Genomic DNA, 13,128 nt, shown 5'->3' on the forward strand with positions numbered 1-13,128 from the left:
GACGACAAAATTATTTAGGCGATGAGCAAGAGGACATTTCAACCATCAAAAAGAAAAAGAAAAAACAAACACGGTTTTCGTGAGCGTATGGCTTCCGTAAACGGAAGAAAGGTTCTTGCCAGAAGAAGAGCTAAAGGAAGAAAGAAATTAACCGTATCCTCTGAAACGCGTCATAAAAAATAATGACTGTAGATAACTTTTTAATAAAGGTGCTGCTTCTTTAAGTTCAGCACCTTTTTTTTGTCCTAATTTTGAGAAATTTTGTAAACAAGAAACGCTATTTAGAATGCCAAAAAGAAAAGATTTAAACTCTATTTTAATTATTGGTTCAGGTCCTATCATTATAGGTCAGGCCTGTGAGTTTGATTATGCCGGTTCCCAATCACTACGCTCGCTACGTGAAGATGGGATAGAAACTATATTGATCAATAGTAATCCTGCCACGATTATGACCGATCCGTCAATGGCAGACCATGTTTACTTAAAACCTTTGACCACCAAATCTATTGTTGAAATCTTAAAAGAACATCCACAGATTGATGCCGTTTTGCCTACTATGGGCGGACAAACCGCATTGAATCTTTGTATTGAAGCGGACAAAAAAGGTATTTGGGAAGATTTTGATGTTCAAATGATCGGGGTAGATATCGATGCCATTAATATTACGGAGGATAGGGAAAAATTCCGTGAATTGATGCTAAAAATAGGTGTAGGTATGGCGCCACAGGCCACGGCCACTTCCTTTTTAAAAGGGAAGGAAATTGCCCAGGAATTTGGATTTCCATTAGTGATACGTGCTTCCTACACACTTGGAGGTGCAGGGGCTTCCATTGTTTATAAACCAGAAGATTTTGATGCGTTACTGAGCCATGGATTGGAAATTTCCCCGATTCATGAGGTAATGATCGATAAGGCCTTAATGGGCTGGAAGGAATATGAGTTGGAACTACTTCGCGACAAAAACGATAATGTAGTTATTATCTGTGCCATAGAAAATATGGACCCTATGGGGATTCACACGGGAGATTCCATTACGGTTGCCCCTGCCATGACATTATCCGATAAAACCTATCAGAAAATGCGGGATATGGCCATTCATATGATGCGGAGTATCGGGGATTTTGAGGGTGGATGCAACGTACAGTTTGCCGTAAGTCCAGATGAGGAAGAAGATATCATTGCCATAGAAATTAACCCAAGGGTTTCACGATCGTCTGCTTTAGCATCCAAAGCAACGGGTTATCCTATTGCTAAGGTGGCAACAAAATTGGCCATTGGGTATTCCTTGGACGAATTGGAAAATCAGATTACAAAATCCACTTCGGCCTTATTTGAACCCACATTGGATTATGTTATCGTAAAAATTCCACGTTGGAATTTTGATAAGTTTGAGGGTTCCGACCGTACGTTAGGCCTCCAGATGAAAGCCGTTGGTGAAGTAATGGGCATTGGACGTTCTTTTCAAGAGGCCCTGCATAAGGCAACGCAATCACTAGAAATCAAGCGAAATGGTCTGGGAGCAGATGGTAAGGGATATAAGGATTATGAACAGATCATAAGCAAACTCACCATTCCTAGCTGGGATAGGGTTTTTGTCATCTATGATGCCATACAGATGGGCATTCCCTTGAGTAGAATTCACGAAATCACGAAAATTGATATGTGGTTCTTAAAACAGTATGAGGAGCTTTATCAATTGGAAAAGGAAATCTCAAAATATACGATTGCCAGTCTTTCCAAAGACTTGCTCTTGGAAGCAAAGCAAAAGGGTTTTGCGGATCGGCAAATTGCGCATATGCTGGATTGCTATGAAAGCGAAGTCTACAATAAACGCACGGAACTTAACATTAATAGGGTCTATAAACTTGTTGATACCTGTGCGGCCGAGTTTAAGGCTATGACGCCTTATTATTATTCTACGTTCGAGGCTGAAATCGAAAAACCTGACGGAACACGTTATGTAGAAAACGACAGTGTAGTTACCGATAGAAAAAAGATAGTGGTATTAGGCTCGGGACCCAATAGGATAGGGCAAGGGATAGAATTCGACTATTGCTGTGTCCACGGGGTTTTGGCCGCGTCCGAATGTGGTTATGAAACCATTATGATCAATTGTAATCCTGAAACCGTTTCTACCGATTTTGATACGGCGGACAAATTATATTTTGAACCTGTTTTCTGGGAACATATCTACGATATTATCCGTCATGAAAAACCGGAGGGCGTAATTGTTCAGTTAGGGGGCCAAACCGCATTGAAATTAGCCGAAAAACTATCCAAGTACGGCATAAAGATTATCGGAACAAGTTTTGAATCCTTGGATTTGGCAGAAGATAGAGGGAGTTTCTCGGAACTATTGAAAGAAAACAACATTCCATTCCCAAAATTTGGAGTTGCAGAAACTGCGGATGAAGCATTGCAATTGGCAGACGAGCTGGATTTTCCACTTTTGGTAAGGCCTTCATATGTATTGGGTGGTCAGGGGATGAAAATCGTCATCAACAAAGAGGAACTGGAAGAGCACGTGGTAGATTTACTTCGTAAAATACCGAATAATAAATTACTCTTGGACCATTATTTAGATGGAGCCATTGAGGCAGAAGCAGATGCTATCTGTGATGGAAAAGATGTTTATATCATAGGTATTATGGAGCATATTGAGCCTTGCGGTATCCATTCGGGAGATTCCAATGCTACATTGCCTCCCTTCAATTTAGGGGAGTTTGTTATGCAGCAGATAAAAGACCATACCAAAAAGATTGCTTTGGCCTTGAACACTGTAGGGCTCATCAATATTCAGTTTGCCATCAAAGACGACACGGTATATATTATTGAAGCGAACCCAAGGGCGTCCCGTACCGTACCATTTATTGCCAAAGCTTACAAAGAACCGTATGTAAATTATGCGACCAAGGTAATGCTAGGGGAAAAGAAGGTAAAAGATTTTGAGTTTAAGCCGGAGTTAGAAGGGTATGCCATTAAACAACCGGTTTTCTCATTTAATAAATTCCCGAACGTGAATAAAAACTTGGGTCCGGAAATGAAAAGTACAGGGGAAAGTATTTTGTTTATTGAAAGTCTAAAGGATGATGAATTTTACAATCTGTATGCGAGACGCAAGATGTATCTTTCAAAATAAGATTTAAAATCCAGGGAAATCTCCTTCCTTGTTCAAGAAGGAGATTTCCTTAAAAGCAAGACGAAAGGGGAGCAATATTGCTCAGCCGTACTTTTCTTGGAATAAAAAGCAAATTTATTCCGCTCCTTGTTTAAATAGGAAATGCTAAAAAAGGAATAAGTCAATTAAACCAAACCGCATATTGTTTTCTACGTAACTCCAATGCTAGCGTTTTTTCCATTCTTAAGGCTTCCGCTCTAGTGGCCAATGGTTTTATATGGTTGTACAGACTTCCGCGAAGATAGAGACCATATTTTTGAACGATTGGGGAAGATAACCTATGTCCTTTTTTATTAGTACAGCCAGATTTGTGTTGCAGAAAACGTTCCTTTGGAGATTTACTGGTCATGCCTACATATAAACATTCCAGAACACCGTTAAATTGTGGATTGGCAGCTCTAAAGCGGGTATTTTCCGTGAATACCTTTTTGGAAAGTTCAATGACGTAAACATAATATTCCGTCTTGGGCATACTTTGGCAATAGAATTCTTTTATCCTTTTTGGCTATTTATCTATTAGGAGCTGAATTCACTTTGAGTATCGTCGTTCCTGATAAACCGGACTAAAATACTCAAATTACTTTCGCCAAACTAGTTCCAATGTTTGATAAGTTGTTTAGAATAGCTCTTAAAAATTGGTCAATATCGTAAGGTTTGTTGATAATTTGATTGATACCTGAAGCCATTATTTTTTCACGCATTTCTTCCAATTCTACAGCGGTCAATGCTATAATAGGGATGGTGGTATTAAATTCACGTATTATTTTGGTTGCTTCAAGTCCGTCTACATTGGGCATGTTCACATCCATTAGGATTAGGTCATATTTATTCTTCTTGGCTAGGGCAATTGCTTCCTCACCATCATTGGCCAAATCAGATGTAAAGTTATATTTCTCCAAAATACGCTGAGTTATTGTCTGATTTATCTTATTGTCTTCCGCTACTAAGATATGTATACTCTTATTCAGACAAAGGACCTCTTTCTCGATAGATTGATTGGAAATATCAATAGTTTCCGAGTTCTTCGAATCAACTATATTTTGTATTAAATCTATCGAGAAACTGAATTCAGAACCTTTTCCTAATTCACTTTTTAGATTAATATCACTCTCATACAGTTTCAATAATTTTTTAACGATAGGTAGACCAAGTCCTGTTCCCTTATAACCATAATTTTCATTCTCAACTTGCGAAAATTCTTTAAAAATAGTTTTTTGTTTATTCTCGGGAATACCAATACCATCATCTTTAATTGTAAATTTTGTTTTGAAAAACTTATCCTTTTTCACTTCTACAAGGTCAACATTTAACCAAATATTTCCGTTTTCATTGAACTTAACGGCATTTCCAACCAAGTTCATCAGTATTTGTGAAAATCTAACGGGGTCACCAATTAGAGCGTTCGGCACATTTTTATCAATATGTATATGAAGTTTATTTTTATTCTGCTTAAGACGATACTCAAAAGAACGTACTATGCCATTGATTAAAGTATTTAATTGATACGGAGTCTTTGATAGTGTAATTGCATCGGCATCCATTTTATTCAATAGCAATACATCATTTATCAGGGCCAAGAGATAGTCGGCCGAAAACTTAAGCGATTCTAGGTCTTGCCCGTAATCTTTTAATTTCTTGTCATCCTTTAAGATCGAGGTTATTCCAATGACCCCATATAATGGAGTACGGAGTTCGTGACTTACGGTTGACAGAAATTGTGTTTTTACTTTGGAAAGTTTCTCCGCTTTGTCCTTCGCATGCAACAATTTTTTATTGGTGTCCTGTAGACGGATAACATAATTTTTTCTCGTTCTATACAGCATGAAAAATGCCAATAAGGCAATTAATAAAATGATGATGGCTACGATAAAAGCGGTAGTAGTTGCCTTTGACTTGGAAATAAGCTGCTCGGAATATTCTTTTTCCCTGAGCGCAATTTCAAGGTCTTTTTGTGCTTGCGCCAACTCAAACTTAGCTCTTGCCTTTTCGGTTTCCTTTAATTTTTTTGTAGAATATATTTTTACGTCATAATGATTGAATTTTTCAAGGCTTATAAAGGCATTCTTGTAATCCCCAGCTTTGGCATAGACTTGGGCCAAGCCGTCATAAGCTTCAAAAGCCAATGATGCTATAGAATCTTTATCTGCTTGTTGTGCGACCAAATGAAATTGTTCCACTGCGTTATCATAGTCCTTCATGACTTGATAATATTTACCGAACAACAATTTCCAATATAAAACATCCTTTTGCTCGAGCTCTATCCGACTTGAAATAGACTTAATTTTTTGTAGAAAGGAAAAGGCTTCATCCGGTTTATCTAAATCCAAAAATATCCATGCCAGGTTAATGTAGCTAAAATACAGTTGGTCTAAATCATTCAATTCTTTATATAAAGCAATACTTTCCTTTAATAAATGTATTCCTTTTGAGGTTGTGTTCTTATTTTGTGAATATATGATGGCTAGGTCTACGTTGGCCCGGGCAATAAGACTATCGGATTTGGTGTGCCGGGCAATTTCCAATGCCTTTTCAGCATAGATTCTGCCACTTACAGAGTCGTTTGTTTCAAAATAGATACTTCCAAACAGGTCATACCCCAGAAATTGATGATAATCGTCATCGTATGCTATTCCCTTTTCAATAAGTTGGGAAGCATATATAATGGCATCCTTGTAGTTGTAGTCTTCATAGGCTACTTCTGACTTTTTCAAAATAGACTGCAGGGTGTCTTTTTGCCACGTCGTAGTATCCTGAGCCAGTAGGAAAAGTACCTTTAAAAGGAAGAAAGATAAAACAACTAACCTTTTGGTTTTCATTTGGATTAATTCGTAAATTCTAACTAAGCCTATCTATATTTAATGATAAACTTATGCTTATTGCTACGAGTAGCATCTATTGAAAACTCCTACAGGTCATGATTTATTGTAATTATTTGTTAATCTGTGTATTAGTTCGATGAACTACTCGTAAACTATATAATTTTAAACCGTATTCGTGGATTGTTTATGCCGGAAATTCACGAATACAATAATCAAAGGCTGCTCTTACTTATTCTTCCCATTCTGTGTGAAAAATACCTTCCCTGTCCAAACGTTCATAGGTATGCGAACCAAAATAATCACGCTGTGCCTGGATAACATTTAGCGGTAATCTACTAGAAGTATAAGCATCAAAATAGGTCAGTGAATTGGAAAGTCCGGGCAACGGAATACCATTTGTGGCTCCATAGGAAACCAAAACCCTCGCGGCATCTACGGTTTCTTGCACTTTGTTCACAAATGTAGGGGAGAGAAGCAGGTTTGGTAAGTTGCTATTTTTCTTGAAAGCATCAGTAATATCGGCCAATAATCCGGCGCGGATAATACAACCGGCACGCCAAATTTTGGCAATTTCGGAAATATCAAGGTCGTAGCCATATTCTTTGGAGGCATCCGCTAATTGATGTAGACCTTGGGTATAGGTAATGATAAAGGAAAAATACAGTGCATTTTCCGCAAGCTTTTCTAGCTTCGCCTTGTCCATTTTAACTACTGTAGGTCTATCATAGAGCTCATCGGCCTTGATACGCTCTTCTTTTAAAGCAGATAGTTCCCGCATGCTCACGGCAATATCTATGGACGGTACCGGAATACCTAAATCCATCGCATTTTGACTGGTCCATTTTCCAGTGCCTTTTTGCTTCGCTTTATCCAAAATTTTATCGACCAACCTTCCTTCGCCCAAATTATCCTCCTGCTCAAAAATCTCAGAAGTAATTTCGACCAAAAACGACTGTAATCGTCCTTCGTTCCATTTGGCATAGGTAGCGTGTAGCTCATCGTTGGAAAAATCACCACCTTTTTTCAACACATCGTAAATTTCGGAGGTAAGCTGCATCAATCCGTATTCAATACCATTGTGCACCATTTTCACATAATTTCCGGCTGATTTAGGACCTAAATAAGCTACACAGGGTTCCCCTTTATATTTGGCACTTACCGCTTCAAAAATTGGTTTTACATGCTGATACGCTTCTCGATTGCCTCCAGGCATGATACTTGGTCCTAGCCGAGCTCCCTTTGCGCCACCAGAAACCCCGGCACCAAAGAAATTGACTCCTTTTCCGGAAAGGTAGGCCTCGCGCCTGTCGGTATCCGTGAAAAAAGAATTTCCGCCATCAATAATAATATCTCCTTCATCTAACAACGGCAATAGATTTTCGATAACGGCGTCCACAATTTTACCAGCAGGGACCAATAACATGATTTTTCTTGGCAGGCTTAAATTTTTGACAAACGTCTCGGCATCAGTGGTGGCATTCACTTTTTTGGGATTACCCCCTTCTTCAATAAGTGCTTTGACTTTTTCCTCGTCCAAATCATTGCCATAAGCGGTAAAATCATTATCGGCTACATTCAGAATAAAATTACGCCCCATTACGCCCAATCCTACTAATCCAAAATCGTATGTATTTGTCATTTTTTAGTTCTTGTTAAGACATTGTCAAGGAAACATTTTCCCTTTAGAAGTACCTAAAATAAACGTTATATTCGTTACTCTCAAATAAACGTCTATCCTTTCTATGAAGAAAACAGAAAATCAAATGCTGGTAATATTTGGTGCCTCGGGAGATTTGACCGCGAGGAAGCTTGTACCTGCATTGGCTAATCTTTTTATAGCGAAACAATTACCGGAAAATTTTGTTGTTTTAGGTGCCAGCCGTAGTAATATGACCGATGATGAATTTCGAGAAAAAGTGGTGCTCAAAAGCAGCTATTTAAAAGAGAAATTCAAAGAGACTTCCAAAGAAGATATCAATGATTTTGCTTCCAAGTTTTTTTATGAGGATTTGGGCGAAACTTATGATGGGGATTATAGCGAACTAAAAAAGCGTATTCACGAACTAAACAATGAAAAGAATACGGATGGCAATATTATGTATTACCTCTCTACGCCACCTACGTTGTACGAACCTATTGCCAAAAGTCTGTCCGATGCCGGTTTGAACACCCAAAATAATGGCTGGAAGCGAATTATCGTAGAAAAACCCTTTGGATACAGTCTGGATACGGCGAAGGAATTGAACAACGGATTACAGCAATATTTCAAGGAGCAGCAAATTTATCGCATAGACCACTATTTGGGTAAAGAAACGGTACAGAACCTTTTAGTGACCCGTTTTGCCAATAGTATTTTTGAACCGTTGTGGAACCGCAATTATATTCATCATGTGGAAATCACCAATGCGGAAAGCGTTGGTGTGGAAAAGCGTGGCGGGTATTATGACAAATCCGGTGCGCTGCGAGATATGTTTCAGAATCACCTGCTTCAAATCGTTTCTCTAATAGTTATGGAACCGCCCATTGGCGATGACCCTGAAGAAATCCGGAACGAAAAAGTAAAAGCCTTAAAATCGCTTCGTATAATGAAAGACGACCAAGTTTTACATGATAATACGATTAGGGGACAGTACATGGCTTCTACAATTGATGGGGAACAGGTGAAAGGTTATCGTGATGAAGATGGGGTAGACGCAGATTCTACCACGGAAACCTATGCCGCCATTAAATTTTTTGTGGATAATTGGCGCTGGAAAGACATTCCTTTCTACGTACGAACCGCAAAACGAATGCCCACAAAAGTAACGGAGGTCGTCATCCACTTTAAAACACCGCATCATCAAATTTTTAAGGATTCCGGATTGAACAATAAGGACAATAAATTGATTATAAGAATTCAGCCCGATGAAGGTATTTTGATGAAATTTGGAGTTAAAGTTCCGGGTCAGGGCTTTAAGGTAGAACGGGCCAATCTCGATTTTTACTATTCCAGTCTTTCAGAGACCCATGTGATGGAAGCCTACGAAAGACTGTTATTGGATGCCATGCAGGGCGATGCTACTCTATATGCAAGGGCCGATGAAGTTGAGGCAGCTTGGGAATTCGTAGACCCAATATTAAATTATTGGAAAAACGGAGAAAATGTTCGTATGTATGGCTATGCAGCTGGCGTTTGGGGCCCAGAAAATGCAGATGAATTGATTGAAGGAATAGGGCAATGGCGCAATCCTGGCCCTAACCTGACGGATGATCCCGGATATTGTGTTATTTGTTGATTTTAAACAGTAAGCAGTAAACAGTAGTAAGGAGTTCGATGTATTGAACCAAAAATGTAGCATTGTACAATGAAACTAAAAATAGCAACAACTAAACAAGAAGTAGCTTTAAACTTTTCCAGATATTTGGCCATTCTTATCGCCAATAGGGAAGTGGTACATATTGCTTTATCCGGTGGGAGTACGCCCAAAATCGTATTTGATGAACTGGCAACGAATTTTCAGGAGGATATAGATTGGAGCAATGTTCATCTGTATTGGGGTGATGAACGCTGCGTACCGCCCACTGATAATCAGAGCAATTATAAAATGACAGTGGAACATCTTCTTTCTAAAATTGATATTCCTGAGGAAAATATACATCGTATAAAAGGAGAAAACAGTCCGGAATATGAAGCGGAACGGTATTCCGAGATTTTGGGAGAATGGATTCCTAAAAAGAATAGCATCCCTCATTTTGATCTTGTTATTTTGGGAATGGGAGATGATGGCCATACCGCCTCTATCTTTCCACATGAAATTAATTTATGGGATTCAGAAAAGCTTTGTGAAGTAGCCAATCATCCTGAAACAGGTCAAAAACGAATTACACTGACCGGAAAGGTCATCAACAATGCATCGGTCATCACATTTTTGGTTACAGGCGAAAGTAAGAAAGAGAAGGTATTCGAAATATTGAAAAAAGAGGGCAATTTTAAAAAATACCCGGCCAGTTTGGTACAATCTGAATCAGGAAAAGTACTCTGGTTTTTAGATTCGGCCGCTGCGTCCATGATTACTCCAAATTAAGTTGTAGGTTTTCATCTTTTAAGAGTGGAACAAATTCAGCTATCTTAAAATTACTCGAATCGAATTTGGTGTCCCTTTGAAAAGCGGATTCTTTTCTGTATTTGCTGCGCGCAAACCTTCGTACGCCCTGAGCATCGGTCACTAAAAGCCCGGGAACGGGCATGCTTTTACCATTTTCATCTTTGGCAACCATGGTGAAGTAAGATGAATTACAGTGTTTTTTCTTTCCAGAAGTAATGTTCTCAGATTCTACACGCACCCCGACCACCATAGAAGTTCTTCCCGTATAGTTGATGGAAGCTCTTAACGTTACCAATTCCCCTACCTCGATAGGGTTCAAAAAATCGACTCTGTTTACGGAAGCGGTCACGCAGTAGCTTTGCGAATGTTTGGAGGCACATGCAAAGGCAATTTGGTCCATTAAGTTCAAAATATGGCCTCCGTGAACCTTACCACCAAAGTTGGAATGGGAGGGAAGCATTAGTTCCGTGATGGATACTCTGGATTCTTTTACGCTTTTATAGTGCTTCATTATTTCCTAAAATGGGGTGATTCTTCCGCGTGTACTTCTGTGATGAAATATTTGGTATCTCCGAGCCAAAAGAATGTTGCAAAACGTTCTGTATAATTGACTTTTACATATTGTCCTTGGTATTCTTTCAATTTTTCGATAACCTCTTTATCCTTGTCCAAAACGGAAAAAGAGAATATCTGCGCTCCGGAAATCCCTTGGCTTATTTCACCTTCCCAAGTTTTAACGAGAACCCCTTTATTGCTGATTTTGATCAGCTCCCCGGACCTAACACCTTCACTGTAGGGAACAAAGTAAACAAATGCATAATAGGCTGCCATTAAAACAAGTACTCCACCGATAAATAAACCTAGTATTCTTTTCATTTTATAGTTTCAATTTGGGTTCCTCTTCCTCAAAATCGTCTTCTTGAGCTCGTTTCAATATGGGTTCTGGAATGGATTTTTTGGCTTTTGCCCCCATTTTTTTCAATTTTTCGATACTCACGATGATATTTCCACGTCCTTCTACCAACTTGTTCATGGCACCTTTGTATTCGTCTTTGGCATCATCCATCTTCTTGCCCACTTTGGTCAGGTCGCTTACAAAACCTTCAAACTTATCGTATAGCGCTCCTGCCTGTCTTGCAATTTCAATGGCATTTCGTTGTTGTTTTTCATTGTTCCACATACTATCTATGGTGCGCAAAGTGGCTAACAACGTAGATGGAGTAACGATTACGATATTCTGTTCAAATGCCTTGTTGTAGAGTGAGTTATCGTTATTTATGGCGATGGCAAAAGCGGGTTCGATCGGGACGAACATCAAAACAAAATCCGGACTTTCCATCTCGTATAGGTCCTCATACTTTTTGGCGGACAATTGGTCAACATGCCTTCTCAAGGAATTGATGTGGTCTTTTAGAAATTTCTCCCGTAGTTCTTCCTCTGCATTAATGTATCGCTCATAATCCGTTAGGGAAACCTTGGAATCTACAATCATCTTTTTTCCGTCGGGCAGATTTATGATTACATCTGGCAGCACCCGTGAACCGTCTTCCCTAGTGAAACTCTGTTGCACAGTATATTCGCGGTCTTTTTCCAGTCCAGACTTTTCAAGCACTCGTTCCAAAACCAGCTCTCCCCAGTTCCCTTGCATTTTACTATCCCCTTTCAAGGCCTTTGTCAGGTTTTCCGCTTCTTGGGTAATTTTAAGGTTCTGCGTCTGTAGATTCAATAACTGTTCTTTTAACGCAGAGTGTATGCTGATGTTTTCCTTTTGGCTTTCCTCTACCTTTTTTTCGAACAATTGAATCTTCTCATTCAAAGGAGTTAAAATATCCTTGATGTTTTTCTCGTTTCGCTCGGTAAATTTTAAACTTTTTTCCTCTAGGATTTTATTGGCCAGATTTTCAAATTCCTTGGTGAATTTTTCCTGAAGTTTTTCAACTTCCTCCTTTTGTTCCCTATTTTTTGCTTGTAAGTTTTCTATATCGGCTTGGTACCGAACAATCTGATTTCCCAATTGTTCCTTTTCATGCTGTAAGTGTAGCTTGTGTTCTTCCGTATCGCGCAAGCGCTGTTCCAATACCGTAAAGTTGTTGGTAAGCTGTTGTTGCCTTTCCTCCAAAGCACTTTGACTTGATTTTGTTTTTAGGTTTTGGATGTAATTCCCTAGAAAATAACCAATTGCCAAAAAGATTAGCCCAATAATAAGGTATATCAAGATTTCGTTCATTTCCTTTTTTAGTGATGAAGTAAAGATACAAGTTACTTCTGAATGCGAAAAGACCCGGTACTGGAATCAAAAGCAACGGTATCCGTAGGAAACAGCTTTTCAAAAGCCTTGTTTTGGATGAGTTCACAAGGCTGTCCAAAAGGATTTTTTTGACCGTCTAAAATCAGCGTTTTATCACATAATTGGATGGCCATTTCTATTTCATGACTAGTGAACAAAACCGTTTTTTGTGTTGTATGCGCAATGTTTTTCAGCAATTTTAAAATCTGGACCTTATGGTATAGATCTAGATGGGTAGTGGGCTCGTCCAATAAAATAATATCCGTATCCTGAGCCAATGCCCTAGCGATCATGACCCTCTGCAATTGCCCATCGCTCAACTCAAAACACTTTTTATCTTGTAGTTCCGATAGTTCCAATTTTTCAAGAGATGCTTCAATCTTTTCTTTATCAATGGCGTCTATACTACCTATCCAATTGGTATAGGGCTGTCGTCCCAATGTGACCAATTCTTTTATAGTCATATTTTTGGAAGCGATAGGTTCCGTAAGGACTACACTAATTTTAGTAGCCAAGACGTTTGAAGAATATTCTTGAATTTCTTTTCCATCTATTTCAATACTTCCGGACAGATAAGGCTGAAAATTCCCTAACGTGCGCAATAATGTAGATTTTCCAATTCCATTGACCCCGACCACAGCGGCCAGTTCTCCCTTATTGAGCTTAAAATCGATGGCATCACATATGGATATCGATTTGTAACCAATTGACAATTCATTTACTTTAAGGGCGATATGTTTATCTTCAATTTTCATATAT

11 protein-coding genes are annotated in these 13,128 nt (G+C 38.9%); 4 read left to right on the forward strand and 7 right to left on the reverse strand.

Annotated features, from left to right (window positions below):
• The first annotated feature begins 21 nt into the window (after nucleotides 1-21).
• Together rpmH and carB are read left to right on the forward strand one after the other, a co-directional pair.
• Nucleotides 22-183 carry a 50S ribosomal protein L34 gene (gene rpmH / locus ACKWBX_RS09650; RefSeq protein ID WP_215957026.1) on the forward strand — a complete coding sequence of 54 codons (162 nt, stop codon included), beginning with the start codon at nucleotides 22-24 and terminating at the stop codon, nucleotides 181-183.
• Between the two features lie 103 nt (nucleotides 184-286).
• Nucleotides 287-3,139, forward strand: a complete 2,853-nt coding sequence (gene carB, locus ACKWBX_RS09655; protein ID WP_413968467.1) for a carbamoyl-phosphate synthase large subunit — start codon at nucleotides 287-289, stop codon at nucleotides 3,137-3,139.
• A 160-nt stretch (nucleotides 3,140-3,299) separates the two neighbouring features.
• Here carB and ACKWBX_RS09660 read toward each other — a convergent pair whose 3' ends face one another.
• The 3 genes from ACKWBX_RS09660 to gndA all read right to left on the reverse strand — a co-directional run bounded on the left by ACKWBX_RS09660 (nucleotide 3,300) and on the right by gndA (nucleotide 7,636).
• On the reverse strand, nucleotides 3,300-3,650 hold the full coding sequence (locus ACKWBX_RS09660; RefSeq protein ID WP_413968468.1) for a ribose-5-phosphate isomerase: 351 nt from the start codon (nucleotides 3,648-3,650) through the stop codon (nucleotides 3,300-3,302).
• A gap of 100 nt (nucleotides 3,651-3,750) precedes the next feature.
• Nucleotides 3,751-5,994 carry a hybrid sensor histidine kinase/response regulator gene (locus ACKWBX_RS09665; RefSeq protein ID WP_413968469.1) on the reverse strand — a complete coding sequence of 748 codons (2,244 nt, stop codon included), beginning with the start codon at nucleotides 5,992-5,994 and terminating at the stop codon, nucleotides 3,751-3,753.
• A 232-nt stretch (nucleotides 5,995-6,226) separates the two neighbouring features.
• Nucleotides 6,227-7,636, reverse strand: a complete 1,410-nt coding sequence (gene gndA, locus ACKWBX_RS09670; RefSeq protein WP_413968470.1) for an NADP-dependent phosphogluconate dehydrogenase — start codon at nucleotides 7,634-7,636, stop codon at nucleotides 6,227-6,229.
• 103 nt (nucleotides 7,637-7,739) lie between these two features.
• Between gndA and zwf the strand changes: the two genes are divergently transcribed.
• Both zwf and pgl read left to right on the forward strand, forming a co-directional pair.
• On the forward strand, nucleotides 7,740-9,272 hold the full coding sequence (gene zwf / locus ACKWBX_RS09675; RefSeq protein ID WP_413968471.1) for a glucose-6-phosphate dehydrogenase: 1,533 nt from the start codon (nucleotides 7,740-7,742) through the stop codon (nucleotides 9,270-9,272).
• A 69-nt stretch (nucleotides 9,273-9,341) separates the two neighbouring features.
• Entirely contained in the window at nucleotides 9,342-10,061 is a 720-nt protein-coding gene (gene pgl / locus ACKWBX_RS09680; RefSeq protein ID WP_413968472.1) for a 6-phosphogluconolactonase, read from the forward strand.
• On the opposite strand, the gene ACKWBX_RS09685 is transcribed toward pgl, so the two are convergent.
• Genes ACKWBX_RS09685 through ACKWBX_RS09700 form a run of 4 tightly spaced genes read right to left on the reverse strand, consistent with a single transcriptional unit; the run spans nucleotide 10,048 to nucleotide 13,124 of the window.
• Entirely contained in the window at nucleotides 10,048-10,593 is a 546-nt protein-coding gene (locus ACKWBX_RS09685) for an acyl-CoA thioesterase (RefSeq protein ID WP_413968473.1), read from the reverse strand. The genes pgl and ACKWBX_RS09685 overlap by 14 nt on opposite strands.
• Nucleotides 10,593-10,958, reverse strand: a complete 366-nt coding sequence (locus tag ACKWBX_RS09690; RefSeq protein ID WP_413968474.1) for a 6-phosphogluconate dehydrogenase — start codon at nucleotides 10,956-10,958, stop codon at nucleotides 10,593-10,595. Before ACKWBX_RS09690 ends, ACKWBX_RS09685 begins: the two co-directional genes overlap by 1 nt.
• A 1-nt stretch (nucleotide 10,959) precedes the next feature.
• Entirely contained in the window at nucleotides 10,960-12,309 is a 1,350-nt protein-coding gene (locus tag ACKWBX_RS09695; RefSeq protein ID WP_413968475.1) for a DNA recombination protein RmuC, read from the reverse strand.
• A 32-nt stretch (nucleotides 12,310-12,341) separates the two neighbouring features.
• Nucleotides 12,342-13,124: an ABC transporter ATP-binding protein gene (locus ACKWBX_RS09700; RefSeq protein WP_413968476.1), complete on the reverse strand. Its 783-nt coding sequence runs from the start codon at nucleotides 13,122-13,124 to the stop codon at nucleotides 12,342-12,344.
• Nucleotides 13,125-13,128 lie beyond the last annotated feature (4 nt).

This window comes from Maribacter algae, assembly GCF_047345745.1.
In the GTDB taxonomy this organism is placed as follows: Bacteria; Bacteroidota; Bacteroidia; order Flavobacteriales; family Flavobacteriaceae; genus Maribacter.